This is a genomic window from Agrobacterium genomosp. 2 str. CFBP 5494 (genome assembly GCF_900013495.1).
Taxonomy (GTDB): Bacteria; Pseudomonadota; Alphaproteobacteria; order Rhizobiales; family Rhizobiaceae; genus Agrobacterium; species Agrobacterium pusense.
Genome location: NZ_LT009719.1, coordinates 1,715,398 through 1,740,944 on the forward strand (window position 1 = coordinate 1,715,398; position 25,547 = coordinate 1,740,944).

The following is a 25,547-nucleotide window of genomic DNA, read 5'->3' on the forward strand; positions in this document are numbered from 1 at the left end:
TGAATCTTAACATCGAACCTGCGGGAAACGGGCTCCTTCCCGACGGGCGCGACACTCTGGTCTTGAAGCGACACTAAACTATAGTAAAACTCTCCACAAATCGAAATTTGCCGATTCAACGCGCGGTTTTCTTCCCGGATATTTCAGTCGAGGTGCATCATGTCAGTCGCAGCCAAACTTCATGTGGGCATGTCGCTGGCCCCAACCTGGCTCAGCGGCGAAGCATGGCGTCGAGCCGACAGCGATATAAATCGGGTATTTTCCAGCGATTATTTCGTCGATCTGGCACAGCGCGCGGAAGCTGCGCATGTGGATTTCGTGTTCCGGCCGGATACGCTTTTCCTGCGCACCGAGGGGCTGGAAACCGGCGGCGGATTTGCCAGCATGGACCCGACCATGCTTCTTTCGGCCATTGCGCGGGAAACGAGCCATGTCGGCCTGTTGTCCACCGTATCGACCACATTTCTGCCGCCCTATGTGGTGGCCCGCCAGCTTCAGTCGTTGAACTGGCTCAGCAATGGCAGGGCCGGGTGGAACATCGTCACGGCACTAGAGGGGCACGAAAATTTCGGCCTGAGAGAAATGCCGTCACCGCAGGAGCGTTATGGACGCGCCGCCGAATTCACGCAGGTCGTGCAGCAGCTCTGGGCGAGTTTTCCAAATGAAGCCCTTAAACTCGACAGGGAAAGTGGGCGATTTGCCGATTCCTCGCTGGTGCGCCCGGTAGCGCATGAGGGCAGGCATTTCAGTGTGAAAGGGCCGCTCAACCTGCCAGCCCACGCCAGCCGCATTCCGCTGGTGCAGGCCGGTGCGTCTCCCGAGGGGCGCGATTTCGCCTCTTCGGTGGCGGATGCAGTCTTTGCTTCCACGCCGGACATGCGGGCAGCCATCGAACTGAGAGCGGACTTACGGCGGCGCGCCGAAGGACATGGCCGTGAGCCTGACGGGGTGAAGCTGATGCCGGGCCTCAGCCTATATCTGGCGGATAGCGGCAAGGAGGCGCTTGAACTATTTTCTGAGACCCATGCCCGCGCCAACCGCGCCCGAACCCTGGCGTCGGTTCTCGACATGACGGGCCTCGACCTCACCGACTGGCCGCTCACGCGGGTGGTCACCGCTTCCGACCTGCCGCCGCCGCCCGAAAGACCGCGAAGCCGCACCCATGCCGGACTGCTGCGCAGGCTGATTGAGCGGGAGACGCTAAGTGTCGCGGAATTACTGCGGCGGCCGGAGGTGATGGGATCCGGCCATTGGCAGATCGTCGGCACCGTTGAAGATGCCTTTAAGGGCATCCGTGAATGGGCGGCCGCAGGGGCAATCGACGGTTTTGTCGCGGTGCCCGGCGGCTCGGTGGCATCCATGCGGCTGGTGCTGGAGCGGCTGTTGCCGAAACTCGCCGATGCCGGGCTTTTCCGCACCGCCTATTCCGGCCGCACCTTTGCGGAGCATCTGGCCGAAGGTGTCTAGCCGCCGCCGGATTCGGCGGTTGCCTGCCGGGCGGCCTCGATCAGTCGCGAAAAATGCCGTTCCGCTTCGGCGGTAGCTACGAAAGAGACGGTGGTGACGACACAGCAGAGTTCGCCCTGGGCATCGAAAACCGGCGCCGCCTTGCCCGTCAGGGCGGAGAACAGATGTTCATTGAGTTCGGCGCCGCCCGTCTCGCGGATGGTTTCGAGAATGCCGGCAGCAGGAGGAGAGCCGCGAAAGGCGGGTGGTTGCAGCCTGCGCACGGCAGCCACCCTGTCCGGTGGCAGATAAGCCTGAAAAACCAGACCGCAGGCGCTGTTGTCCAGCGGCAGAACATCGCCAAGAGCGACGGTGCTGATGGAAAAGCTGGCGCTTCGCGCCCACCGCACCACGGTCGGGCCGCGCTCGGTCCAGATCGCCACGCCGCAGCTGGCGCCGATTTGCGCGGCAAGCGCCTTCATCTCACGTCCGGCGGTTTCGACCGGGTTGATTCGTCGGAGGGCGCTGATGCCGATGCCCAGCGCTGCGGGGCCGAGATCGTAACTGCCGCTTGCGGGGTCCTGTATCACCAGTCCCTCCCGCACGAGGCTTTGCATGTAACGATGCGCGGTGGAGCGACCGGTGCCGGCGCGTTTAGCAAGTTCGCCAAGCGCCAGCCCCGTATCGGATCTGGAGAGAAGATTAAGAAACCGCGCCGCAATCGATACGGATTGAATAAGCGCCGAGCGCTTTTCACCTTCGTTTTCCGGCCGTTCTTCGGTTTCGTCATCCATGGCGTTCAAGGTCGTGCCCCACTCTTTCGAGAATGCCTAACGCATTGCGACGAAAATCGGAATGGCTGTCTTCAGCCTTTTCAATGACTTCTCCGGCCGGGCTGCCATGGCGGAAAAGGCGGTCCCTTAAACTTTGTTGTAAATATGGCACATCCCGTTACGGAAGCCTGCTTGTCCGCAATACGGAACGCATTCTCTATTGCGAAACGGATAACGCTTCCGTTACTTGAATATGACTTTAATACTCATGTTTATTTGGGGTGTATGATGGGGTTTAGCTCTAACGGCCGTTTGATGAGCGGGGTCAGTGTTCTGACGTTGGCGACATTGTTCGTGACGCCGGTTGTCGGTCAGGATCAGCAGGCTGATACAGCAGGGACGACCGTGTTGAAGCCGATTGTCGTGACCGGTGAAAAAGTGGCGCGCGACATGAAGAACACGGCCTCGTCCGTGTCAGTCAAAACCGCCGAGGAGATCAAAAAGGAAAAGACCGGCGATCCGACCGTATCCGAAGCGATCAAGGATATTCCGAACGTCGTCTACACCGACAATGTCAGTGCCCCCATCATTCGCGGACAGGACACGCAGGGCCCGAATACCGGCTCCATCGCCTTCTTCACCGGTACGGTGCCGCGCGCGACGATCAATGTGGACGGTCACTATCTCGGGTATAACGAGTTCATCTACGGGGCGACTTCCATATGGGATGTCGACACCATCGAGGTGTTCCGCGGGCCCCAGACGACCTCGCAGGGCGCCAACGCCATTGCCGGCGCCATCCTTGTCAACACCAAGGACCCGACCTTTACGCCGGAAGCCAGCTATCAGGCGGAAATCGGCAACTATCACCAGAAGCGCGGTTCCTTCGCCTTTTCCGGCCCGCTGATCGAAGACGAGCTGGCGGCGCGCATGGCGATCGATTATTCCGGCCGCGATACCTTCATCGATTACATCAATTCCGCCTTTGCGCATGAGGGAACGGACCAAAACTTCAAGGAATTCAACGGTCGCTTCAAGCTTCTTTGGGAACCGTCTGAAATTCCCGGTCTTTCCACAAAGCTGACCTATTCCTACAACGCCTCCAACCGGCCAAGCCAGGAAGCGGCGTCGCGTCCCTTCGAAGATCTCAACCACATCACCACGACGATGCCGAATTTCAGCCAGTATACCAATACGGGCATTCTCGACATCAATTACGATTTCGAGAACGGCGTGAAACTGTTCAACCAGACCCAGTTTTCCGACTCCACCGCCAAACGCCGGGTCGGCATCGCCAACAACGGCGACGCCGATGTCGATCTCAGGAACACGTCGCATGAAACGCGCGTCACCTTCGGCGATCAGGAGGATGTTCTGAGCGGTGTCGCCGGCATTTTTTATGCGCACACGAAAGCCGACGAGGTGCTTTATCTGCGCGGCACCTCTCGCTTCAGCGACACCAAGGACAATCTCGGCCTCTTCAGCGAGCTGAGCTATCGGCTGACCGACCAGTGGACCCTGACGGGTGGCCTGCGCTACCAGCAGGACCAGATTCAGCGCGCCGGTTACCGGACGCTCAGCGCCACCAGCAGAAGTTCGGTCAATTATGACGAAACCTTCTCTGAAATCCTGCCCAAGGCGTCTCTCGCCTATGCCATCAATGATGATTGGACTGTCGGCGGTCTTGTCAGCCGCGGGTACAATCCCGGCGGCGTCGCATTCGACCTGACCACCAGCAAATGGCGGAGCTTCGACAAGGAAACCATCTGGAACTACGAAGTGTTCACCCGCGCCAGCCTGCTCGATGACACGCTGATGGTAAACGGCAATCTCTTCTACATGGACATGAAGAACGCCCAGTTTAACGTACCGGTCGTCGTCTCCACCGGCATCAGCGAATCCTACACCGTTAACGCAGAAGAAGCCCATGCCTATGGTCTGGAAATTGGCGCGGATTATCGGGTGCTCGACAATCTCACGCTGAAAGCCAGCGCCGGTCTGCTGAAGACGAAGATCGACGAGATTTCCAGCAATGCCGCCTATGTCGGCAAGGAGTTCGCCAAGTCGCCGGGATACAGCTTCACCGTCGGCGCAAGCTGGGACGTGACGGACAAGTTCACCGTGTCCGGGCAGGTCCGCCATCTCGACGGCTATTATTCCGATACGGACAACAAGGCCGTCTATGCGATCGATCCCTACACGATCGCGGATGTGCGGGCGAGCTACAAGTTCCAGGATGAACTCGAGTTCTACGCTTACGTCAAGAACGTCTTCGACGAGCGCGCGCCGACCCTTATGAAGGAAAACCGCGGCATTGGCGGCATCGAGGCGAGCATGACCGAACCGCGCATGTTCGGCATCGGGGTGCGCGGCACATTCTGAGCCAAAAGCGAACCCGACAAACAAAGAGGCCTTCAAAGCAATCTTCGAAGGCCTCTTTCTTGACGGAACCGCTACGGTCCATACCCCTCAGAAAAACGCCTGAATGCCCGTCTGGGCCCGGCCGAGGATCAGCGCGTGCACGTCATGCGTGCCTTCATACGTGTTGACCGTTTCGAGGTTCTGCGCGTGGCGCATGACGTGATATTCGATCTGGATGCCGTTGCCGCCATGCATGTCGCGGGCCTGGCGGGCGATATCCAGCGCCTTGCCGCAATTGTTGCGCTTGACGATGGAAATCATTTCCGGCGCCATCCTGTGCTCGTCCATCAGCTGGCCGACGCGCAGCGATGCCTGAAGGCCGAGCGCGATCTCGGTCTGCATGTCGGCGAGCTTCTTCTGGTAAAGCTGCATGCCGGCAAGCGGCTTGCCGAACTGCTTGCGGTCGAGACCATATTGCAGGGCACGGAACCAGCAATCTTCGGCAGCGCCCATGACGCCCCAGGAAATGCCGTAGCGGGCGCGGTTGAGGCAGCCGAAGGGGCCCTTCAGGCCGGACACGTTGGGCAGCAGTGCGTTTTCGCCGACTTCGACGCCATCCATGACGATTTCGCCTGTTATGGAGGCGCGCAGCGAAAGCTTGCCGCCGATTTTCGGTGCTGAGAGGCCTTTCATGCCCTTTTCGAGCACGAAACCGCGGATCTGGTTGTCATGGGCTTCGGATTTGGCCCAGACCACGAAGACATCGGCGATCGGTGCGTTGGAAATCCACATTTTCGAACCGCGCAGACGATAACCGCCCTCAATCTTTTCAGCACGGGTCTTCATGCCGCCCGGATCGGAGCCGGCATCCGGCTCGGTGAGGCCGAAACAGCCGATCAGTTCGCCCGAGACGAGGCCGGGCAGGTATTTCTTCTTCTGCTCATCCGAACCGTAAGCGAAGATCGGGTGAATGACGAGCGAGGACTGCACGCTCATCATCGAGCGGTAACCGCTGTCGATCCGCTCCACCTCGCGGGCGACGAGACCATAGGCCACATAGCTCGCATTCGCCGCGCCATATTCTTCCGGCAGGGTAACGCCGAGAAGGCCTTGCCGGCCCATCAGGCGGAACAGTTCCGGCTCGGTGGTTTCAGAAAGATAGGCTTCGGAGACACGCGGCAAAAGCTCCGATTTGCCGAAGGCGGCCGCGGCGTCGCGTATCATCCGCTCGTCGTCAGTCAGTTGGTCTTCGAGCAGGAAAGGATCCTGCCAATTGAATGCTACGCGTTCGCTCACTTTATGCCTCCGGATTTGCTGGCAGGATTATTCGTATTCAGCCCGGATGGCACAAGCCATGTTTACTCATTTTTGCATTACATATAGTAATGGCTCATGACATCTCTCAGCCGCAAACTCCTGCCATCCACAAGTGCGCTTGCCGCTTTCGATTCCGTTGCCCGTCTCGGCAGCTTTTCCGCCGCCGCAGATGAGCTGGCGCTGACGCAGGGGGCAATCAGCCGGCAGGTTATGTCACTGGAAGAACAGCTTGGCGTGCGGCTCTTCGACCGCGGCGCACGCGGCGTGGCGCTGACGGCGGAGGGGCAGATCTACGCAAAATCGATCGCGGCAGCGCTTGGCGAGATACGCTCAGCTTCGCTGCAGATCATGACCAAAACGCATGGCAATACGCTCAACCTCGCCATGCTGCCCACCTTCGGCACCCGCTGGCTTCTGCCGCGTATACCGGATTTCGTGGCGAACCACCCGGAGATCACCATCAATTTTGCGACCCGCATCGGCCAGTTCGATTTCGAGCGTGAGCAGCTGGATATGGCAATCCATATCGGCCAGGCCGATTGGCCAGGCGCGGAAAGCACCTTTCTGATGCATGAAATGGTGGCGCCGGTGTGCAGCCCGCAGTTCCTCAGCGCCCATCCGGTGGAAAAGGGAGAAGACATCGCTGCCCTGCCATTGCTGCACATGGCCTCGCGGCCGGGCGCATGGGGCCACTGGTTCGAAAGCCTCGGCCTGTCACTCGTCTTGCCGCAGGGCATGCGCTTCGAACAGTTTTCCAGCGTTGCGCAGGCCTGCATCGCCGGCCTCGGCGTCGCGCTGATGCCGCTCTTCCTCATCGATAACGAGTTGAAATCGAAGCAGCTGGTCAAAGCCTTCGATCATCAGGCCAGAAGCCCGAGCTCGTATTACGCTGTGGCCCCGCTTTCACGCGCCAACCACGTCCCGGTCGTCCTGTTTCGGGATTGGCTGGTGCGTCAGGTGGAGGCTTATCGCGCAGCCAGTACCCAGAGCGCGTAAAAATAATCGCTCTTTTTTCGGGCATTTAACCTTTGTGCCCAGCTTTTCGCCCTATTTTGCCAGCGCAGGACTCGACAGCGGTTCGCGCCTCGATTATCGTGATTAAACGTTTAATCAGCCCTTCCGGACCATTATGGCGTCGTCACGGCCTGCCACCAATCTGAGCGCGATAGCAGCGGCACTCGGCGTGTCGGTGGCAACCGTGTCCAATGCGCTGTCCGGCAAGGGCCGCGTTTCGCCCGAACTGGTGGAACGTATCCGCAAGACGGCGAGCGAGCTGGGCTATGTGCCGAGTTCGGCAGGCAGGGCGCTTCGCACCGGCAGATCGGGCGTTCTCGGGCTCGTCCTGCCCGATATTGCCAATCCTCTCTTTCCACAGATTGCGCAGGCCATCGAGAAGGCGGCTGTCAACGCGGGTTATGGCGTGCTGATCGCCGATGCGCGCGGTGAGATCGCCATGCAGACGGATGCGATCGACCGGCTGATCGAGCGCGGGGTGGACGGCATGGTGGTCGTTCCCCGACGTGGCACACGCATTTCCGGCGTTGATTGCCCGGTGGCCGTCATCGACAGCCCGTCGACACCGGGAAATACCGTTGCTGCCGACCATTGGGATGGCGGCCGGCAGGTGGGTGAATATCTTGCGAGCCTCGGCCATCGCAAAGTGGTGCTAGTCGGCAAGAACAGGGATTCCAATGTTCAGAATGACCGTCTCGGCGGCATTCGCGATGGTCTCGGCAAAACATGCCTGGCCCAGACGCTCTGGATCGATGGCCTTGAAAAGGCCGGTGGCGCGGGCTGCCGGCTGGGCCTTGCGGAGAAAGTTGCCGAAGGTTTCACGGCCTTTGCCGCCGTATCCGATCTGCACGCGCTGCGCGTGCTGACCGAATTGCAGCGCGCGGGAATCGAGGTGCCGGAAGAGGCGAGTGTCACCGGCTTCGACGATCTTATCTTTTCTGCCGTGGTCACCCCGCCCTTGACGACCATGCGCATGGATATGGGCCGCATCGCCGATCTCGCCGTTGGCGCGCTTTTGCGCGCGATCGATGGCGCCGGAGAAAACGGGGCCGCCGTCGACGTCACGGCGGATGTTTCGAAAGTACCGATGGCGCTGATCATGCGCGGCTCCACCGGCAAGACAAAGCATGATGCGATTGAAGCCAAGAACACGACAGCAGGAGAACTCACACCATGAAAAAGATCATTCTCGCATCGGGCGCCGCCCTGATGCTGACGATGGGAGCCGCTGAGGCCCAGGACAAGACGTTGACGATCTCGGTCTACGCCTTCGCGCAGGATGAATTCAAGGAACTGGTCTATACGCCCTTCGAGCAGAAATGCGGCTGCAAGCTCGTCGTCGAGACCGGCAACAGCGTCGAGCGTCTGGCCAAGATGGAGGCCAACAAGGCCAGTCCGGTCGTCGATCTCGCCATCGTCTCCATGGCCGATGCGCTGTCGGCCACCCGCAAGGACCTGATCCAGAAGATCGATGCTTCCAGGGTGCCAAATATTGAAAAGCTCTATGACATCGCCAAGGACCCGAATGGCGATGGCATGAGCGTCGGCGTCAATTTCTACGCCACGTCGATTGTCTACCGCACCGACAAGATGAAGATCGACAGCTGGGCCGATCTTTTGAAGGACGGTATCGTCGACCACGTCGCCTTCCCGAATGTCACGACCAACCAGGGCCCGCCGGCGCTTTACATGCTGGGCAAGGCCATCGGCAAGGACACGCCCGATCTTGCCGGCGCCATCGAGGCGGTGGGCGAAAAGAAGGACGATATCGTCACCTTCTACGTCAAGTCCTCGCAGCTGGTGCAGCTCATGCAGCAGGAGGAAATCTGGGCAGCGCCGATCGGCCGCTTCTCCTGGGCGCCTTTCACCAAGCTCGACCTGCCGCTCGCCTGGGCAACGCCCAAGGAAGGCCAAACCGGCGGCATGAACGTGCTCGTCGTACCGAAGGGCACGAAGAACGAGGATCTTGCGCTGCAATTCATGGATTTCTGGCTCTCGACCGACGTCCAGAAGGCGCTGGCGGAAAAGCTGGTGGACAGCCCGACCAACAGGGAAGTCAAGGTTTCCGACGAGGTGGCGAACAACATCACCTATGGCGATGAAACCGCCCGCAGCCTGCAGCTCATTCCTTCCGACGTAACGCTCGATAACCGCGACAAGTGGCTGTCGGAGTGGAACGCCAAGGTGGGGCAGTAACAAGCTCGAAGGGGCGGGAATGGGTTACGTGCTGGCGCACGTCACCCCCCTCTGTCCTGCCGGACATCTCCCCCACAAGGGGGGAGATCGATATGCTGGCACCCACTGACGCCAAATGAACAAGTCCTCCGCCAAACGTAGCCGGCGGAATTTCAAGACCGGAGAATGCCATATGTTTCAGAACCGGGCCGAAGCGCTGGCGCTTGCCTTGCCCGCCGCAATTTTCGCGGCGGCGGTCTTTCTCGTGCCGGTCTTCATGCTTTTGTCGGAAGGCTTTCGCACCGCTGACGGCTGGACATTGTCGGCCTATGGCGCTTTCTTTTCCGATCCACTGAACCAGACGGTTTTCCTGCGCACGCTGAAGCTCGGCGCGCTCGTCACCGTCGTTTCGGCGGTGGTGGGCTACGCGGCGGCTTTCGCCATCGTCAACCTGTCGCCGGCCAGGAAGGGCCATGTGGTCAACCTCGTCGTGCTGCCGCTGATGATTTCGCCGGTCGCCCGCACCTATGCCTGGATCGTCATTCTCGGCAGAACCGGCATCGTCAACCAGGCGCTGCAGGCGGTGGGCCTCAGCGACGGGCCAATCCGCATCCTGTTTTCCGAAACGGCCGTCTTCATCGGCCTTCTGCAACTGTTCCTGCCATTGATGATCATCTCGCTCATCAGCGCGCTGGAGAACATGCCGAAGGATACGATCGCTGCTGCCCGCGTTCTCGGGGCCAACTGGTTTCAGGTGTTCTGGAAGGTCATCCTGCCGCTCACCCGGGAAGGGCTCGTCGTCGGTGGCACGCTGGTCTTCACCGGTTCGCTGACCGCCTATATCACGCCCGCCATTCTCGGCGGGTCCAAGGTGCTGATGCTGGAAACCCTGCTTTACCAGCAGGTCACGGTTTCCAATAATTTCGTCGCCGCCAGCGTCATCGCCTTCATCCTGATTGTCATGAGCTTTGCCGCCAATATCCTCTTGAAGCGCATCGCCACCGCAAGGAACAAGAAATGACCCGGCAGCTCTTCATTCCGCTCACGCTTCTGCTTGTCGTCGGCTTCCTCATCGGGCCGTTTCTCATCATCGTTGCGGCCTCGTTTTCGGCCGGCGATACGCTCGCCTTTCCGCCGCAGGGCTTTTCGCTGAAGTGGATCGCCAAGGTCTTCACGGTCGAAAGCTTCCGCGAGAGCTTTGCGATGTCGATGTTCCTTGCCATCGGCGGCACGTTCACGGCGCTGATCCTCGGCATTCCCGCTTCCTACGCCATGTCGCGCTACAAACTGCCCTTTAGCGAGACGGTGCGCACCATCGTGTCCGCGCCGATCATCGTGCCGGGCATTATCGTGGGTCTTGCGCTGCTGCGTTATTTCGTCGTGCCCTTCGGCATCGGCATCACGCTTGCGTTGTTTCTCGCCCACACCGCGCTCATCCTGCCCTATGCGGTGCGCGTGGTTTCAGCCAGCCTCAACAATCTGCGCTCCGATATCGAGGAGGCGGCGGTGCTGCTCGGCTCGTCGCGGCTTGGCGCATTTTTCCGCGTTGTGCTGCCGAATATCCGCGGCGGCATCCTGTCGGCCTTCATTCTCGGTTTCGTGACGAGTTTCAACCAGGTGCCTGTGTCGCTGTTCCTGTCCGGTCCCGGCGTGCGCACGCTGCCTATCGACATGCTGGGCTACATGGAAATCGTCTTTGATCCTTCCGTGGCCGCCCTTTCCTCGCTGCTCGCCTTCCTTTCCATCGGCATCGTTTTCATGGCCGAACGTTTCCTGGGGTTCTCCCGTTATGTCTGACGCAAATTATCTTTCGCTCCAAAAAATCTCGCTCGCCTATGGCGGCAATGTCGCCGTCAAGGATCTCGATCTCGATATCCGCAAGGGCGAATTGCTTGCGCTTCTCGGGCCCTCCGGCTGTGGCAAGACCACGACGATGCGCGCCATCGCCGGGCTGATGCCGGTGGCTGCCGGGCGGATCAATCTCGATGGCGCCGATATTACCCGCGTCGCGGCCAACAAACGCGCCGTCGGGCTGGTGTTCCAGTCCTACGCGCTCTTCCCGCATCTGACGGTCTATGAAAACGTCGCCTTCGGCCTGAAACTCAAGGGAATGAGCGGCAAGGCGCTGGAGGACAAGGTCGCCTCCGGCCTGAAGTCGGTCGGCCTGTCCAATTTCGCCTCACGCAAGCCGGCGGAACTATCGGGCGGCCAGCAGCAACGCGTAGCATTGGCACGCTCCATGGTCATGGAGCCGAAAGTGCTGCTTCTCGATGAGCCGCTCTCCAATCTCGACGCCCGCCTGCGTCTTGAAATGCGGACCGAACTGCAGCGCGTGCAGAAGGAGACGGGTGTCACGATGATCTTCGTCACCCATGACCAGATCGAGGCGCTCGCGCTTGCCGACCGCATTGTCGTCATGAAGGGCGGCAAGATTGAGCAGATCGGCACGCCGGAAGAGATTTACAACGCGCCGGTTTCCGCCTTCGTGGCCGACTTCGTCGGCTTCGAAAACATCTTCGCCCTTCAAGGCGGGGCTTTGAAAACCGCCAACGGCACAACACCGCTTCCCGGACCAGTCCTTTCAGCATCCGGACTGGCCTGGCGGCCGCGCATGGTCACCCTCGGTTCAGGTCCTTTCCAAGGAACCGTGCGCGGCACATCCTTCGCCGGCAACAGCCGCGAATATCTGCTCGACACACCGCTCGGGCCCATCAAGGCTGAAACCGACGCGGCCCTGACCTCCCACGCAATCGGCGATACGCTTGCCTTCGACCTGCCGGTCGAAAAGGCGGCGAGCCTCAAGGTATTCAACTGATCATGGGTGTTTGGATCGATACCGATATGGGCTTTGACGATATCGCCGCCATCTTGGTGGTGCAATCGTCGGGTCTCGCCATAGACGGCATCTCGCTGGTCTTCGGCAATGCGACGCTTCAGGCCGTCTGCGGCAATGCCGCGGGTGCGGTTGCCGCTTTTGGCTGGTCGATGCCGATCCATCAGGGCCGCGCCATGCCGGTGTTGGGTGCACTTGAAACGGCGCAGTGCATTCTGGGCGAAAACGGCATCCCGACCGTCGGCCAAAGCCTGCCGGATGCCGCGGCCTTGCCGAAAAGCGATGCCTTCGCCGCTCTCTGCGCCTGGCTGGAGGGGGAGGGCGAGAGGCGCATTCTCGCGCTTGGTCCGCTCACCAATATTGCCGCCCTGTGCCTCGCCCGGCCTGATCTTGCCACGAGAATTTCCGACCTCACCTGGATGGGTGGCGGCGTGACGAGCGGCAATCACACGGCCTCGGCCGAGTTCAACGCCTTTGCCGATCCGGAAGCGCTGGCTATCGTGCTCTCCCATGGCCTGCCGTTGCGTATGGTCGATCTGGACGCCTGCCGCAAGGTTACCGCTTCGCCTGCCGACGTGCTGCCGATCCGCAATGCGGGCGGCAGGAATGCCGGGCTGATCGCCGATCTGCTTGATGGTTTCATCGGCATCGCCACCCGTCGCGGCAGACCAGGCATGGCGCTTTACGATCCCGTCGCTGCCGTTGCCTTCGCCTCGGGCTCCGCCTCTGGCCTAATCGGCTGGCGTCACGCGCGGATGGATGTCGAGCTTCAGGCGACACTGACGCGGGGCAGAACGGTGGTCGAACCGCGTGCGGAGAAAGCGCAAACATTCAACGCGCATTTTGCTGAGACGCTGAATGCCGACGGTGCGAGGACGGTTATTCTTGAGGCGCTGCGCCGGGAGGCCGCCCGATGAACGCGAACCTCACCACACGCGAACCTGCCGATCTCGGCGATGATGCGCTCCGCGCCCGCGCCGTTGCCGCCGCGCGCGGCGATGCGCCTTTCGACATCCTCATCACCGGTGGAACATTGGTGGATGTGGTAACCGGTGAGCTGCGCCCTGCCGATATCGGAATTGTCGGTGCGTTGATCGCCAGCGTGCACGAACGGGCGAGCCGGAGCGACGCCGCGCAGGTCATCGATGCGGCCGGCGGGTATGTCTCGCCGGGTCTGATCGACACGCATATGCATATCGAGAGCTCAATGGTCACACCGGCCGCCTATGCGGCAGCGGTTGTCGCCCGCGGGGTTACCACCATCGTCTGGGATCCGCATGAGTTCGGCAATGTGCATGGCGTCGAAGGGGTGCGCTGGGCGGCGAAGGCCATCGAAAACCTGCCGCTGCGTGCCGTTCTCCTGGCGCCCTCATGCGTGCCTTCCGCGCCTGGGCTGGAACGCGGCGGAGCTGATTTCGACGCCGCCATTCTCGCCGATATCCTGTCATGGCCCCAGGTCGGCGGTGTCGCGGAAATCATGAACATGCGCGGCGTCATCGAGCGCGATCCGCGCATGAGCGGCATCGTACAGGCCGGGCTTGCCTCGGAGAAACTGGTCTGCGGCCATGCGCGCGGCCTCAAGGACGCCGATCTCAACGCCTTCATGGCGGCGGGCGTCTCGTCCGATCACGAGCTGGTCTCGGGCGAAGACCTCATGGCGAAACTGCGGGCCGGCATGACCATCGAGCTGCGCGGCTCGCATGACCACCTGCTGCCGGAATTCGTGGAAGCGCTGAACGCGCTGGGCCACCTGCCGCAGACCGTGACGCTGTGTACGGACGATGTCTTTCCGGATGACCTGTTAAATGGCGGCGGGCTGGATGATGTGGTGCGCCGCCTTGTCCGTTATGGCCTGAAAGCCGAATGGGCACTGCGCGCCGCAACGCTCAATGCCGCCCAAAGGCTTGGGCGTCCTGACCTCGGGCTCATCGCTGCCGGCCGTCGCGCCGATATCGTTATCTTCGAGGACCTGAGCGGTTTCGCCGCCCGTTACGTCCTTGCCGGGGGCAGGACGGTTGCGGAAGGCGGACATATGCTCGTGGACGTGCCCGCCTGTGATACGACGGCGCTCGAAGGCTCGATGAAGCTGCCGCTGCGCGTGACCGAAGATTTTCGGGTTGCTGCCGAAGGCGCGAGGGTGCGCCTTGCCACCATCGACCGCCCGCGCTTCACGCAATGGGGCGAGGTGGAGGCCGAGGTGAGAGATGGTTTCGTCGTTCCGCCCGAAGGTGCGACGATGATCTCCGTCACCCACCGCCACGGCAAGTCCGAACCGGTCACCCGCACTGGCTTCCTCACCGGCTGGGGAGACTGGAACGGCGCCTTCGCCACAACGGTCTCGCATGACAGCCATAACCTCACCGTTTTCGGCGGCAATGAAGAAGACATGGCGCTCGCCGCCAATGCGGTGATAGCGGCAGGCGGTGGTATGGCCGTCGCCTCCGAAGGTAAGGTAACTGCACTTCTGCCGCTGCCGCTCTCCGGCCTCGTTTCCGATGCGGCACTTGAAGATGTTGCAAAGGCTTTCGAGGAACTGCGCGAAGCCGTTGGCAGGGTGGTGGAATGGCAGCCGCCCTATCTCGTCTTCAAGGCCTGCTTCGGGGCTACGCTCGCCTGCAATATCGGCCCGCACCAGACGGATATGGGCATTGCCGACGTGCTGACGGGACAGGTGATGGAGAGCCCGGTGATGGCGGTTTTAAAGTACTAACGCCACGGGCTGCCGCGACGGCAACGTCGCAGCAGCCCGTGCGTCTCAGTTCACATTGTGAAGTTGCGCTTCGCCGTTATGCAGAAAGCAGGCTTTGGTGAACAGGCCCAGATCAAGCAGGTTGGGAAGGCGGATATCGCGCATATCGGGAAATCGTTTGATTTGCGGATCAAATGAGCGGTCAATCTGCGAGATGAAAGCGAAAATAACGCCAGTCTTTTTTGCGAATTCTGCAAGAACGGTGACTTGTTGCGACAGGTCCGGCTTATGGCGCTGCTGGTCGAGTAACTGCAGATAATCGATTACGGCGAAGGTGCCGGGTTTGGCTGGCGAGAGGTAACGGATCATGTAGTCCGCGCATATCTCGTCCGATGTCACGATCTCGATTTCTCTCTGAGCGCCTGCGTGTTGCCCGGTGCGTTTTCGTACCTGTTGCTCGGTCATTTCGAGCGTGAATAAAATGGACTGCCGTCCGGCTTCGGCTGCCGCCCGCAGAAGCTCAAAAGCAAGCGCTGTCTTGCCCTGGCCCGGGCGGCCGGCGAGCAGGAGCATGTCGCCATTCACGATGCGCGAGAACAGGTCTTTGGACAAAGAGCCAGCCGCAACGTGAGCGGAAAGCAGGCTCCAGGCTGCAAATCCTTCCTCGCACGCGATCTGGTCCAGCGCTTCGTGAAGGGGGATGGCATTATTCCGGACCATAAGTTTGGCCCGTCGCTTCAATTGGAAAATCGGAGTGGAAAGCTTCATCACAAACCCTCTGTTGCGGGTTCAAAACGCAATCCCTCCTTATGCGAATGCCCGAACAGATGGTTCGATGATGAGATTACCCAGCATGTCGAATGCTTCCCCGAAAGGAGGGGGGAGGCGTGGGTCCAGCCTATGTCTGAAAGCTACCGCGCCCGATGATTCGCCACAAGTGTCTGAGATGTTGCCGGTCGAAAAACAGCAGGGAACAAGATGGATTTACTCCGCCGCCAGTTCCTGCTCCACCAGCGTCGCCCAGAAAGCTACGCCCGGCACGATGGCCGCATCGTTGAAGTCGTAGGAGGTGTTGTGGTGCAGTGCGCCGTCCACCGCCGGGCCGTTGCCAAGCCAGACATAGCAGCCTGGGGCTTCGCCCGCGAAAAAGGCGAAATCGTCGCCGGCGGTCGAGGGCGGAAAGGCGGTGCGCGCTTTGTTGCCGAAGACGGTTTTGGCTGCCCGGAGCGCCCGTTTCGTCGCGTCTGTGTCGTTGATGACGGGCGGAATGCGGCGGATGAATTCGTAATTTGCCTCGATGCCGAACATTGCCGCCGTGCCCTTGGCCAGCCTGCCGATTTCCGCCTCCAACTGGTCTCGCACTTGAGGCGCATAGGCGCGCGCGGTACCGCCGATTTCGACGAGATCTGGGATAACATTGAGTGCCTTGGGGTCGCCTGCCTGCACCGAACAGGCACTGACCACGGCCGGCTGCAATGGGTCGACCACGCGGCCGACGATAGTTTGCAGCGAGGCGAGGAAGGTGCCGGCCGCCGTTACCGGATCGCGACCAAGATGCGGCTTCGCGCCGTGGGTGCCGACGCCCTTGAAGGTGACGCGCCAGCTGTCCGACGAGGCAAGCTGCGGTCCTTCCACCACCGCCATTTCGTCGATGCCCAGCCCCGGCATATTGTGCAGGCCATAGACCGCATCGAAGGGGAACAGCTCGAAAAGCCCGTCCTCGACCATTTTTTTTGCGCCGCCACGGCCTTCTTCGGCCGGCTGGAAGATGAAATGCACGGTGCCGGAAAAATCGCGGGTCTTTGCGAGGTAACGCGCCGCACCCAGCAGCATGGCAGTGTGGCCGTCATGGCCGCAGGCATGCATCTTGCCGGGGAATTTCGATTTGTAGGGGCGGTCTGGGACCTCAGGCATGGCAAGGGCATCCATGTCTGCGCGAAGACCAATGCTGCGCGTGCCGTTGCCCACCTGCAGCGTGCCGACGACGCCGGTGCCGCCGAGACCGCGGTGCACCTTCAGCCCGGCGCGCTCAAGCAGATCGGCGACGATGGCGCTCGTTCTTTCCTCTTCGAAACCCAGTTCCGGATGCGCGTGCAGATCATGACGGAGTTCCGTCAGGAATGGCAGGTCCTCGCCGATCCGGTCCAGGAGTCTCATGGGAAGCTTGTCCTTGAATGTGGGAAAAACCCGCGTCATAGGTGGGTTTGTCCAAATGCCTGTTGCTTTTTTCTCTTCTAACGGAAAAAGCCAATGAAATGAACCCGCAGCGTCTCTGTGGTTGCTAAAATGATAAATCTGCCGAACGGGATTGGCGTGGCTGAAAACCGTCTCCGCCATGCGCCATCTCCGTTCTGAAAGGAAAACAGATGCCATCACCAGCATCGCCCGCCATCGCCCCGTCTCCCGCAACGCCGCATGAGTTCTGGCAGCAGATCCATCCGCCCCGGAGCTTCGAAACAGCAGGCGCATATTCCACATTCTTTCCGGCGGAACTGGATGATGGAAGGCAGATCTGTCTGCCCATACGGCCGCTTGCGGACGGAGAGCACGCACTCGCATCGCTCATCGTCAACCAGGCTTCCTTTGAGGTTCTGGAGGCGCTGGCCGCCGATCTTGCCGCAAAGCTTCTTCCCTTCAAGCCGGATGTCGTTATCGGCCTGCCGACGCTCGGCCTGACGCTTGCGGCCGCCGTTGCCCGCCATCTGGGCCATTCCCGTTACGTGCCGCTCGGCACCTCGCGCAAATTCTGGTATCTGGAGGAGCTGTCGGTGCCGATGTCCTCCATCACCACGAAGCAGGAAAAAAGGCTTTATGTCGATCCGCGCATGCTGCCGCTCATCGAGGGTAGACGGGTGGCGCTGGTGGATGACGTGATCTCCAGCGGCAGTTCCATCCTGTCGGGCCTTGCGCTACTCACCGCCTCCGGCATCAACCCCGCCGTCATCGGCGCAGCCATGCTGCAATCGGATCGCTGGCGGGAAAAAATCGCCGCTTTCGGGCCGGAGTGGCCGGAGCGGGTGAGGGGTGTTTTCGCGACGCCGCTGCTGACCAAAGCGGAAGATGGCTGGCGCGCCTGACGAAGCGCAAATTCCGTCAAAAGGCAAGTGGTGATAAATTCACCGCTGCCTAATTTGTATCTTGCGAAGCTCGAATAGATCGTCCTAAGATCGCGGCTGACAGACAATAGCGGTCGGCTGATAACGCGCCGGCTTGCTTTCGCGCGGTGTCATCCCGGCGTCTGCCTGCCCCGTTTATTGTTTCGATGACTGGAATTTCTTCCCATGCATGCAGTGTTTGACGGTCATAATGATGTGCTGCTTCGGTTGTGGCGCAACAGCAAGGCCGGTGCCGATCCCGTGGCCGAATTCAAGAACGGCACTCGGGAAGGTCATATCGATGGTCCGCGCGCACGGGCGGGTGGTCTCGGCGGCGGCATCTGCGCCATCTATATTCCCTCCGGCGATCTGATCCTGCAGGAACCCGACGCGCAAGGCCATTATGACACGCCGCTCGCTGCGCCGCTGGAGCGACTGCCTTCGCTTGATATCGCCATGGAAAAGGCGGCGATTGCACTGAGGCTCGATCGCGCCGGGGCCTGGCGGCTCTGCCGCTCCACGGCCGATATCCGCAAGGCCTTTGCCGAGGATATCTTCGCCGCCGTGCTGCATATGGAAGGCTGCGAGGCGATCGGCGCCGATCTCGGCGCGCTGGAAGTGTTTTATGCCGCCGGCCTGCGTTCGCTCGGCCCGGTGTGGAGCCGGCACAATATTTTCGGCCATGGCGTTCCTTTCTCCTATCCCATGTCGCCCGATACCGCGCCCGGTCTTACCGATGCCGGGTTTGCGCTGGTGAAGGAATGCAACCGCCTCGGCATTCTCATCGATCTCGCGCATATCACCGAAAAAGGCTTCTGGGATGTGGCCAAGACCACCAACCAGCCGCTGATCGCCAGCCATTCCAATGCGCATGCGCTCACTCCGGTCGCCCGCAATCTCACTGACAGGCAGATGGATGCCATCAAGGAAAGCGGCGGGCTGGTTGGCCTCAACTACGCCGTGACCATGCTGCGTGCCGATGCGCGTGATATCGCGGATACGCCGCTCTCCGATATGGTGCGCCATATCGACTATATGGTGGAGCGTATGGGCATCGACTGTGTGGCACTCGGATCGGATTTCGACGGTGCGACGGTCCCTGTCGGAATTGCTGATGCCAGCGGCAACCACAATCTGGTTGCGGCGCTGAAATCGGCGGGCTACGGTGATGGAGAACTTGCTAAAATATGCCGGGAAAACTGGCTGCGCGTCTTGTCCCAGGCTTGGCACGAAGCGGCCTGATAAACAGTTTAAGCGAACCAAATCAATCTCATAACAAAAGGGGAGATCCTATGATCAAATCGCTCAACAAATCCATGCGTATCCTCAGCACCAGCGCTGCCCTGTCGCTGATGATGCTGTCTGCCCCGCATGCTTTTGCCGCCACGCCGGCCGATACGCTGGTGGAAGGTTTCGCCATCGACGACATCATCACGCTCGATCCGGGTGAGGCTTTCGAACTGTCTGCCGCCGAAGTCACCGGCAACACCTATAGCAAGCTCGTTTCCATCGATCTCAACGACACGTCCAAGGTTGTCGGTGATCTCGCCGAAAGCTGGACGACCTCCGAGGATGGCCTGACCTATACGTTCAAGCTGAAATCCGGCCTGAAGTTCGCGTCCGGCAATCCGGTCACGGCTGATGACGTTGCCTTCTCCTTCGAACGCGCCGTCAAGCTCGACAAGTCGCCGGCATTCCTGTTGACGCAGTTCGGCCTGAAGGGCGACAACGTTACCGAAAAGGCGAAGGCAACGGACGCGAACACCTTCGTTCTGACCGTCGACAAGCCCTATGCGCCGAGCTTCGTGCTGAACGTGCTCACCGCAACCGTCGCTTCGGTGGTGGACAAGAAGCTCATCACCGAAAAGGCGAAGTCGGTCACGCCGAGCGCCGATTACAAATACGACACGGATTTCGGCAACGAGTTCCTGAAGACCGGTTATGCCGGTTCCGGCCCTTACAAGATCCTTGGCTGGAAGGCCAACGAAGCCGTCATTCTGGAGGCCAACCCGAACTATTACGGTGAGAAGCCGAAGCTGAAGCGGGTCGTCTATCGTCACATGAAGGAAAGCTCCGGCCAGCGTCTGGCGCTTGAAAACGGCGATATCGATGTTGCCCGTAACCTTGAGCCCGGCGATATGGAAGCCGTTTCCAAGAAGGAAGGCCTTGCCGTTACATCCGCGCCCAAGGGCACCGTTTATTATTTCAGCCTCAACCAGAAGAACGAGAACCTGAAGAAGCCTGAGGTCATCGAAGCGTTCAAATATCTCGTCGATTATGACGCGATCGGCGCGACGATCATCAAGGGCATTGGCGAAGTCCATCAGACCTTCCTGCCGAAGGGCCAGCTTGGCGCGCTTGATGAGAACCCCTACAAGCTTGACGTCGCCAAGGCCAAGGAACTTCTCGCCAAGGCCGGTCTGAAGGACGGCTTCACCGTCACCATGGATGTGCGCAACACCCAGCCGGTGACGGGCATTGCCGAGAGCGTGCAGCAGACGCTGGCACAGGCCGGCATCAAGCTCGAAATCATCCCCGGCGACGGTAAGCAGACGCTGACCAAATATCGCGCCCGCACGCATGACATCTACATCGGCCAGTGGGGTTCGGACTATTTCGACCCGAACTCGAATGCGGAAACCTTCACCATCAACTACGACAATTCGGATGAAGGCAAGAACAAGACGCTGGCCTGGCGCAATGCCTGGGATGTTCCTGATCTGACCAAGGAAACCCAGTCTGCTCTCTTGGAAAAGGACAGCGCCAAGCGCGCCGCCATCTATGAAAACCTGCAGAAGGAAGTTCTGGCGAAGGGTCCCTTCGTCATCATCTTCCAGCAGACGGAAGTGGCCGGTTATTCCGCCAAGCTCAAGGGCCTGAAGCTCGGACCGAGCTTTGACACCAACTATGTCTATCCGATCTCCAAGGAATGATCCGGAAGGATCGGTCTCTTGAGCATCGTTGAAGCAAACAGCCGGGCGAGGCAGGGCAAACGCCGTGCCAACGCCCGCGCGAAGGCCATTCTCGGCTTCGCCGTCACCGTCATCACCACCTTTCTGGGGCTGATGGCGGTCACATTTTTCATTGGCCGCGTGGTGCCGATCGATCCCGCACTGGCGATCGTCGGCGACCGCGCGCCTGCGCATGTGGTCGAGCGCGTCCGTGAGCAGCTCGGCCTCAACCTGCCGCTCTGGCAGCAGTTCTTTATCTATCTGAAGCAGGCGCTTTCGGGCGATTTCGGCACCTCCGTCCTCACCACCAATCCTGTGATGGAGGACATCAAGCGGGTGTTCCCGGCGACGATCGAACTTGCCACGATCGGCACGATCATCGGCGCCGTCTTCGGCATTCCGCTCGGCGTTCTGGCCGCCGTCAAGCGCGGCAGCTTTGCCGATCAGGTGGTGCGTGTCATCGGCCTTATCGGCTATTCCGTGCCGATCTTCTGGCTCGGCCTGCTGGCGCTGCTGGTGTTTTACGCCCGGCTGCAATGGGTGGCCTATCCCGGGCGCATGGACATCGTCTATGAATTCACCTTCACGCCAGCCACTGGCTTCTTCCTGATCGACGCCATCTGGCAGCGGCAATGGGACGTGTTGTGGGATCTTTTCCGCCACATCATCCTGCCGGCCTCGCTGCTCGGTTATTTCTCGCTGGCCTATATCAGTCGCATGACGCGTTCCTTCATGCTGAATGAGCTCGCCCAGGAATATGTCGTCGCGGCCCGCGCCAAGGGGCTTTCGGAAACGCGCATCATCTGGTTCCACGCGCTGCGCAACGCCGCCGTGCCGCTGGTAACCGTGATTGCGCTCTCCTATGCCGGTCTGCTGGAAGGTTCGGTGCTGACCGAAACCATCTTCGCCTGGCCGGGGCTTGGCCTCTACATCACCAATTCCCTGCAGAATGCGGATATGAACGCCGTTCTCGGCGGCACGATCGTGATCGGCGCCATCTTCGTCGGCATCAATCTCTTCTCCGATCTGCTTTACCGGACGCTCGATCCAAGGACGCGCAGCCGATGACGATTTCGACCGATACACTCAAACCCTATAGCCGCGAATGGCTGCTCTCCGACCGGCCGGCCTCGCGCAGGCAGGCACGGCTTGGCCGCGCCTATGTGATCTGGCGGCGCTTTTCGGAAAACCGGCTGGCGCTGCTTGGCCTTGGCATCATCATCGCGCTGCTGTTCGTGGCGATTTTTGCCAATGTGCTGGCGCCACATAATCCGGTGCAGGGCGATCTGCGCAATGCCCGGCTTCTGCCGCCCGGCACTGCCGGTTATCTGCTCGGCACCGATGATCAGGGCCGTGATATTCTCTCGCGCCTCATCCACGGTTCGCGCCTGACCCTGTTCGTCGTGCTTTTGGTGGCCATCATCGCCGCACCCATCGGGCTCATCGTCGGCACAGTCTCGGGTTATGCCGGCGGCTGGGTGGATGCGGTTCTGATGCGCATCACCGATATTTTCCTCGCTTTTCCGAAGCTCGTTCTGGCGCTGGCGCTGGTAGCGGCCCTGGGGCCTGGCATTGAAAATGCGGTGCTCGCCATCGCGGTCACCTCGTGGCCGCCCTATGCGCGCATCGCGCGCGCTGAAACCATGACCTTCCGCAATTCCGATTTTATCGCCGCAGTGAAGCTCATGGGCGCGTCGCCCTTCCGCATCGTCTTGAAACACGTCATGCCGCTTTGCATGTCGTCGCTGATCGTGCGTGTCACGCTCGATATGGCGGGCATCATCCTCACTGCTGCGGGCCTCGGTTTCCTCGGCCTTGGCGCACAGCCGCCGCTGCCGGAGTGGGGTGCCATGATCGCGTCGGGCCGCCGTTTCATTCTCGATCAATGGTGGGTGGCTGCCATGCCGGGTATTGCGATCCTGATCGTCAGCCTCGGTTTCAACCTTTTGGGTGACGGTCTGCGCGATGCGCTTGATCCCAAGGAGGCGGGCCAATGAGTGCGTCTCTTCTAACGGTTGAAAACCTGCGCGTTTCCTTCCCGACCCGCACCGGGTTGGTGGAGGCGGTGCGCGGCGTGTCCTTCACGCTGGGGCGCGAGCGCCTCGGCATCGTCGGCGAATCCGGCTCCGGAAAGTCGCAGACTGGCCGCGCCATCATGGGTCTGACGCCGAAAAATGCCCGGATCGAGGCCGATACGCTGCGTTTCGGCGATATCGACCTGCTCAAGGCATCGGCAAAAGAGCGGCGGCTCATGCGCGGCAAGCGTATGGCCATGATCCTGCAGGATCCGAAATATTCGCTGAACCCGGTCATGACCATTGGCCGCCAGATCATGGAAACGCTGCGTACCCACGAAAAGATTGGCTCCAGCGAAGCGCGCCAGCGCACGCTTGCCATGCTGGAGGCAGTACAGATCCGTGATCCCGAGCGCGTCTTCGATCTCTTTCCACACGAAGTTTCCGGCGGCATGGGCCAGCGCGTCATGATCGCCATGATGCTCGTCTGCGGCCCGGAATTGCTGATCGCCGACGAGCCGACCTCGGCGCTCGATGTGACGGTGCAGCTGGAAGTGCTCGACATTCTCGACAAGCTGGTGCGCGATCGCGGCATGGGGCTGATCTTCGTCAGCCATGATCTCAGGCTCGTTTCCTCCTTCTGCGACCGGGTTCTCGTCATGTATGCCGGCAAGGTGGTGGAAGAGCTTGCTTCCGCTAACCTCAAGGAAGCGACACATCCCTATACGCAGGGCCTGTTGAACTGTCTGCCGCAAATTGGCGGCCATCGGCATCCGCTGCCCGTTCTGGAACGCAAGCCGGAGTGGCGCGCATGAGCACAGTTCTTTCCATCAGAGACATGGTGGTGGATTTCGACGGTTACATCGCGCTCGACAGCGTCAGCGTCGATGTGGCCGAGGGTGAATCCTTCGGTATCGTCGGTGAATCCGGTTCCGGTAAATCGACCCTGCTGCGCGCCATCGCCGGCCTCAACCATTTCGATGAAGGTTCGTTGATGGTGGCCGGGCGCTCCTATTCGGGCAAGCACCGCGACAAGAGCTTTTATCGCGATGTGCAGATGGTGTTTCAGGACCCGTACGGTTCACTGCACCCGCGCCAGACAGTGGATGCGCTGCTGCTCGAGCCGCTGGTCATCCATGGTCTCGACAATCGCGAACAGCGCATTGCCCGCGCTTTGGACGAGGTGGGTCTCGGTTCCGGTTTCCGCTTCCGTTATTCACACCAGCTGTCCGGCGGCCAGCGCCAGCGCATCGCCATTGCCCGCGCACTGATCGTCGAGCCGAAAATCCTGCTGCTCGATGAGCCGACCTCGGCGCTTGATGCGTCTATTCAAGCTGAAATCCTGAACCTCCTGGAACAGGCCCGCAAGGACCGCAACCTCACCTTCGTCATGGTCAGCCACGATCTCGGCGTCATCAGCCACATGTGCGACCGTCTGGCGGTGATGAAAAGCGGCAAGGTGGTGGAAATGCTGGAGGCCGAGGCGCTGGAAAGCCGCGAATTCAGCGCGGATTATACGAGGCAGCTGCTGGTGGCGAGCGAGGGTTTCAAGCGGACGTAATGGGGTAGGGGTGCCTCCTTTTCTTCTCCCTGAGGGGACCCGTTGCAAAATTCATCACGGGACCCTTTCGGGAGATTTTCAGCCGTGATTTCCCGTCCCGCCTCTGTCTTTGGCGGGTTTTGGGTGGGTTGGGGATGTTTTCGGTGGTTTTCAGGCGCAGTGGGGCCTTGCAGGTGTTGTCAAAGTCACCCAGCGGCGCATGTTGAAGGCCATGGCTGCCAGTAGCACCTGCGCCCTGGCCTTGATCAGCCCACGGTAGCGGATCACGTCGAGCCCCATGCGGTTCTTGAGTGTGGCAAACGTCGTTTCGACGGCCGCCCGCCGTTTCGATATCAACAGGTTAAGCCGGGCAAGCCGCGGCGACAGAACGCGGTGATGCCGGTTCGGACGGCGCATCAGCCGCGGCTTGATGCCTTTCGCCTTCAAGGCTTTCTCCCGCGCATGGGTATGATACGCCCCATCTGCCAGAACGCAGGCCTCGTCGCCGACGATCAGCCGATCGGCGACGACCGTATCGTTCACATTGGCAGGCGTGGTGATAATCCTGCGGATCAGGCCAGACCCTTCATCGACACCGACATGCGCCTTGTAGCCATAGGCCGAGCCGTGCTTGCCCTTATGCCGGACAAAGCGGGCATCCGGATCGATTGTCCGCTCATCGCTCCCGGCAGCACCAGGATGATCCGGCTCTTCCGGTTTGCGCCCATCTGCAAATCCAGCGGCCGCATCGAAGTCACCATTGCGCCCCCTGGGTGGCCGCGACGCCGTCGTTTCGATGATCGTCGCATCCAGCATCGTGCCGCGCCGCAGGATCAGGCCCGCGGCATCGAGCTGCCGGTCGAGTTCTCCAAACAACCTCTCCAGCAGACCTTCGCCAATCAAAAGGTTACGGAAGCGGCAAAGCGTGGAATGATCCGGAACGGCCTCCTCAAGCGTCAGGCCGACGAAACGCTTGAACGACAGCCGGTCGCCAAGCGCCTCCTCGAGCTCCATGTCGGAAAGCCCATAGAGTGACTGCAACAGCAGGGCCTTGAACATCACCAGCGGTTCATAGGCCGGACGACCGGCGCTTTTCTCATCACGAAGACGCGACAGAAGCTTTTCGAACCGATACCACTTCACAACGCCCGACAAGCGCTCCAGCCGACCGGAACCCTTCGCCTGCGGCATCAGCGCCTCAACGAAACTGAACTGCCTGTTGTCTCGCACCGACATCGTAACCTCGCCCGCTATCCTCGACCGAGTGAATCACAACCACGGAATTTTGCAACGGGTCCCGCCGGGGAGAAGGTCCGCGGCAGCGGGATGAGGGGGCAA

At 60.6% G+C, this 25,547-nt stretch carries 22 protein-coding genes; 17 read left to right on the top strand and 5 right to left on the bottom strand.

Annotated features, from left to right (window positions below):
- Window positions 1–159: 159 nt before the first annotated feature.
- A complete protein-coding gene (locus AGR2A_RS22785; RefSeq protein WP_072493072.1) occupies window positions 160–1,467 on the top strand; it encodes an NtaA/DmoA family FMN-dependent monooxygenase in 1,308 nt (435 codons plus the stop codon).
- Here the strand turns inward: AGR2A_RS22785 and AGR2A_RS22790 are convergent.
- Window positions 1,464–2,240: an IclR family transcriptional regulator gene (locus AGR2A_RS22790; RefSeq protein ID WP_034496869.1), complete on the bottom strand. Its 777-nt coding sequence runs from the start codon at window positions 2,238–2,240 to the stop codon at window positions 1,464–1,466. The two genes, AGR2A_RS22785 and AGR2A_RS22790, sit on opposite strands and share 4 nt — an antisense overlap.
- Before the next feature lie 294 nt (window positions 2,241–2,534).
- Here AGR2A_RS22790 and AGR2A_RS22795 point away from each other — a divergent pair, with 294 nt between their 5' ends.
- Entirely contained in the window at window positions 2,535–4,601 is a 2,067-nt protein-coding gene (locus AGR2A_RS22795) for a TonB-dependent receptor (RefSeq protein ID WP_080823379.1), read from the top strand.
- An 87-nt stretch (window positions 4,602–4,688) separates the two neighbouring features.
- Here the strand turns inward: AGR2A_RS22795 and AGR2A_RS22800 are convergent, their stop codons facing one another.
- On the bottom strand, window positions 4,689–5,876 hold the full coding sequence (locus tag AGR2A_RS22800) for an acyl-CoA dehydrogenase (RefSeq protein WP_072493071.1): 1,188 nt from the start codon (window positions 5,874–5,876) through the stop codon (window positions 4,689–4,691).
- Between the two features lie 96 nt (window positions 5,877–5,972).
- On the opposite strand from AGR2A_RS22800, the gene AGR2A_RS22805 reads away from it, so the two are divergent.
- The 8 genes from AGR2A_RS22805 (at window position 5,973) to AGR2A_RS22840 (ending at window position 14,629) form a co-directional block, all read left to right on the top strand.
- Window positions 5,973–6,893, top strand: a complete 921-nt coding sequence (locus tag AGR2A_RS22805) for a LysR family transcriptional regulator (RefSeq protein WP_004445308.1) — start codon at window positions 5,973–5,975, stop codon at window positions 6,891–6,893.
- A 133-nt stretch (window positions 6,894–7,026) separates the two neighbouring features.
- Window positions 7,027–8,088 (top strand): LacI family DNA-binding transcriptional regulator, encoded by a 1,062-nt coding sequence (locus AGR2A_RS22810; protein ID WP_072493070.1) that lies wholly within the window; start codon window positions 7,027–7,029, stop codon window positions 8,086–8,088.
- Complete coding sequence (locus AGR2A_RS22815) at window positions 8,085–9,107, top strand: ABC transporter substrate-binding protein (RefSeq protein ID WP_022562787.1); 1,023 nt, start codon at window positions 8,085–8,087, stop codon at window positions 9,105–9,107. The genes AGR2A_RS22810 and AGR2A_RS22815 overlap by 4 nt, the downstream gene beginning before the upstream one ends.
- Before the next feature lie 172 nt (window positions 9,108–9,279).
- The gene (locus AGR2A_RS22820) at window positions 9,280–10,107 is read left to right on the top strand and encodes an ABC transporter permease (protein WP_004445303.1); all 828 of its coding nucleotides are present in this window, start codon (window positions 9,280–9,282) and stop codon (window positions 10,105–10,107) included.
- Entirely contained in the window at window positions 10,104–10,883 is a 780-nt protein-coding gene (locus AGR2A_RS22825; RefSeq protein ID WP_004445302.1) for an ABC transporter permease, read from the top strand. The genes AGR2A_RS22820 and AGR2A_RS22825 overlap by 4 nt, the downstream gene beginning before the upstream one ends.
- Window positions 10,876–11,901: an ABC transporter ATP-binding protein gene (locus tag AGR2A_RS22830; RefSeq protein ID WP_004445301.1), complete on the top strand. Its 1,026-nt coding sequence runs from the start codon at window positions 10,876–10,878 to the stop codon at window positions 11,899–11,901. The genes AGR2A_RS22825 and AGR2A_RS22830 overlap by 8 nt, the downstream gene beginning before the upstream one ends.
- A gap of 2 nt (window positions 11,902–11,903) precedes the next feature.
- Complete coding sequence (locus tag AGR2A_RS22835; RefSeq protein WP_072493069.1) at window positions 11,904–12,836, top strand: nucleoside hydrolase; 933 nt, start codon at window positions 11,904–11,906, stop codon at window positions 12,834–12,836.
- Window positions 12,833–14,629, top strand: coding sequence for an adenine deaminase (locus AGR2A_RS22840; protein ID WP_072493068.1), 1,797 nt, complete (start codon window positions 12,833–12,835; stop codon window positions 14,627–14,629). The genes AGR2A_RS22835 and AGR2A_RS22840 overlap by 4 nt, the downstream gene beginning before the upstream one ends.
- 45 nt (window positions 14,630–14,674) lie before the next feature.
- Here AGR2A_RS22840 and AGR2A_RS22845 read toward each other — a convergent pair whose 3' ends face one another.
- Complete coding sequence (locus AGR2A_RS22845) at window positions 14,675–15,376, bottom strand: DNA helicase (protein ID WP_072493067.1); 702 nt, start codon at window positions 15,374–15,376, stop codon at window positions 14,675–14,677.
- A 216-nt stretch (window positions 15,377–15,592) separates the two neighbouring features.
- Window positions 15,593–16,765 (bottom strand): M20 aminoacylase family protein, encoded by a 1,173-nt coding sequence (locus AGR2A_RS22850; protein WP_072493422.1) that lies wholly within the window; start codon window positions 16,763–16,765, stop codon window positions 15,593–15,595.
- Window positions 16,766–16,974: 209 nt separating this feature from the next.
- Here AGR2A_RS22850 and AGR2A_RS22855 point away from each other — a divergent pair, with 209 nt between their 5' ends.
- The 7 genes from AGR2A_RS22855 to AGR2A_RS22885 all read left to right on the top strand — a co-directional run bounded on the left by AGR2A_RS22855 (window position 16,975) and on the right by AGR2A_RS22885 (window position 24,230).
- Entirely contained in the window at window positions 16,975–17,685 is a 711-nt protein-coding gene (locus tag AGR2A_RS22855) for a phosphoribosyltransferase (RefSeq protein ID WP_037091438.1), read from the top strand.
- A 204-nt stretch (window positions 17,686–17,889) separates the two neighbouring features.
- Window positions 17,890–18,945, top strand: coding sequence for a dipeptidase (locus tag AGR2A_RS22860; protein WP_072493066.1), 1,056 nt, complete (start codon window positions 17,890–17,892; stop codon window positions 18,943–18,945).
- Window positions 18,946–18,995: 50 nt separating this feature from the next.
- Entirely contained in the window at window positions 18,996–20,636 is a 1,641-nt protein-coding gene (locus AGR2A_RS22865) for an ABC transporter substrate-binding protein (RefSeq protein WP_004445293.1), read from the top strand.
- 18 nt (window positions 20,637–20,654) lie between these two features.
- Window positions 20,655–21,722, top strand: a complete 1,068-nt coding sequence (locus tag AGR2A_RS22870) for an ABC transporter permease (protein ID WP_064263430.1) — start codon at window positions 20,655–20,657, stop codon at window positions 21,720–21,722.
- The gene (locus AGR2A_RS22875) at window positions 21,719–22,651 is read left to right on the top strand and encodes an ABC transporter permease (protein ID WP_004445289.1); all 933 of its coding nucleotides are present in this window, start codon (window positions 21,719–21,721) and stop codon (window positions 22,649–22,651) included. The genes AGR2A_RS22870 and AGR2A_RS22875 overlap by 4 nt, the downstream gene beginning before the upstream one ends.
- A complete protein-coding gene (locus AGR2A_RS22880) occupies window positions 22,648–23,484 on the top strand; it encodes an ABC transporter ATP-binding protein (protein WP_072493064.1) in 837 nt (278 codons plus the stop codon). The genes AGR2A_RS22875 and AGR2A_RS22880 overlap by 4 nt, the downstream gene beginning before the upstream one ends.
- Entirely contained in the window at window positions 23,481–24,230 is a 750-nt protein-coding gene (locus AGR2A_RS22885; RefSeq protein ID WP_037091442.1) for an ABC transporter ATP-binding protein, read from the top strand. The genes AGR2A_RS22880 and AGR2A_RS22885 overlap by 4 nt, the downstream gene beginning before the upstream one ends.
- A gap of 150 nt (window positions 24,231–24,380) precedes the next feature.
- On the opposite strand, the gene AGR2A_RS22890 is transcribed toward AGR2A_RS22885, so the two are convergent.
- Window positions 24,381–25,445 (bottom strand): IS5 family transposase, encoded by a 1,065-nt coding sequence (locus AGR2A_RS22890; protein WP_080822424.1) that lies wholly within the window; start codon window positions 25,443–25,445, stop codon window positions 24,381–24,383.
- Window positions 25,446–25,547 lie beyond the last annotated feature (102 nt).

Bases quoted from the DNA above. Each gene is read 5' to 3' on its own strand.
- AGR2A_RS22790 (WP_034496869.1), bottom strand. From the start codon at position 2,240: ATGGATGACGAAACCGAAGAACGGCCGGAAAACGAAGGTGAAAAGCGC.
- AGR2A_RS22795 (WP_080823379.1), top strand. From the start codon at position 2,535: ATGAGCGGGGTCAGTGTTCTGACGTTGGCGACATTGTTCGTGACGCCG.
- AGR2A_RS22855 (WP_037091438.1), top strand. From the start codon at position 16,975: ATGCCATCACCAGCATCGCCCGCCATCGCCCCGTCTCCCGCAACGCCG.
- AGR2A_RS22890 (WP_080822424.1), bottom strand. From the start codon at position 25,445: ATGTCGGTGCGAGACAACAGGCAGTTCAGTTTCGTTGAGGCGCTGATG.
- AGR2A_RS22835 (WP_072493069.1), top strand. From the start codon at position 11,904: ATGGGTGTTTGGATCGATACCGATATGGGCTTTGACGATATCGCCGCC.
- AGR2A_RS22820 (WP_004445303.1), top strand. From the start codon at position 9,280: ATGTTTCAGAACCGGGCCGAAGCGCTGGCGCTTGCCTTGCCCGCCGCA.
- AGR2A_RS22860 (WP_072493066.1), top strand. From the start codon at position 17,890: ATGCATGCAGTGTTTGACGGTCATAATGATGTGCTGCTTCGGTTGTGG.
- AGR2A_RS22840 (WP_072493068.1), top strand. From the start codon at position 12,833: ATGAACGCGAACCTCACCACACGCGAACCTGCCGATCTCGGCGATGAT.
- AGR2A_RS22880 (WP_072493064.1), top strand. From the start codon at position 22,648: ATGAGTGCGTCTCTTCTAACGGTTGAAAACCTGCGCGTTTCCTTCCCG.
- AGR2A_RS22830 (WP_004445301.1), top strand. From the start codon at position 10,876: ATGTCTGACGCAAATTATCTTTCGCTCCAAAAAATCTCGCTCGCCTAT.
- AGR2A_RS22785 (WP_072493072.1), top strand. From the start codon at position 160: ATGTCAGTCGCAGCCAAACTTCATGTGGGCATGTCGCTGGCCCCAACC.
- AGR2A_RS22805 (WP_004445308.1), top strand. From the start codon at position 5,973: ATGACATCTCTCAGCCGCAAACTCCTGCCATCCACAAGTGCGCTTGCC.
- AGR2A_RS22885 (WP_037091442.1), top strand. From the start codon at position 23,481: ATGAGCACAGTTCTTTCCATCAGAGACATGGTGGTGGATTTCGACGGT.
- AGR2A_RS22815 (WP_022562787.1), top strand. From the start codon at position 8,085: ATGAAAAAGATCATTCTCGCATCGGGCGCCGCCCTGATGCTGACGATG.
- AGR2A_RS22845 (WP_072493067.1), bottom strand. From the start codon at position 15,376: ATGAAGCTTTCCACTCCGATTTTCCAATTGAAGCGACGGGCCAAACTT.
- AGR2A_RS22825 (WP_004445302.1), top strand. From the start codon at position 10,104: ATGACCCGGCAGCTCTTCATTCCGCTCACGCTTCTGCTTGTCGTCGGC.
- AGR2A_RS22810 (WP_072493070.1), top strand. From the start codon at position 7,027: ATGGCGTCGTCACGGCCTGCCACCAATCTGAGCGCGATAGCAGCGGCA.
- AGR2A_RS22850 (WP_072493422.1), bottom strand. From the start codon at position 16,765: ATGAGACTCCTGGACCGGATCGGCGAGGACCTGCCATTCCTGACGGAA.
- AGR2A_RS22865 (WP_004445293.1), top strand. From the start codon at position 18,996: ATGATCAAATCGCTCAACAAATCCATGCGTATCCTCAGCACCAGCGCT.
- AGR2A_RS22875 (WP_004445289.1), top strand. From the start codon at position 21,719: ATGACGATTTCGACCGATACACTCAAACCCTATAGCCGCGAATGGCTG.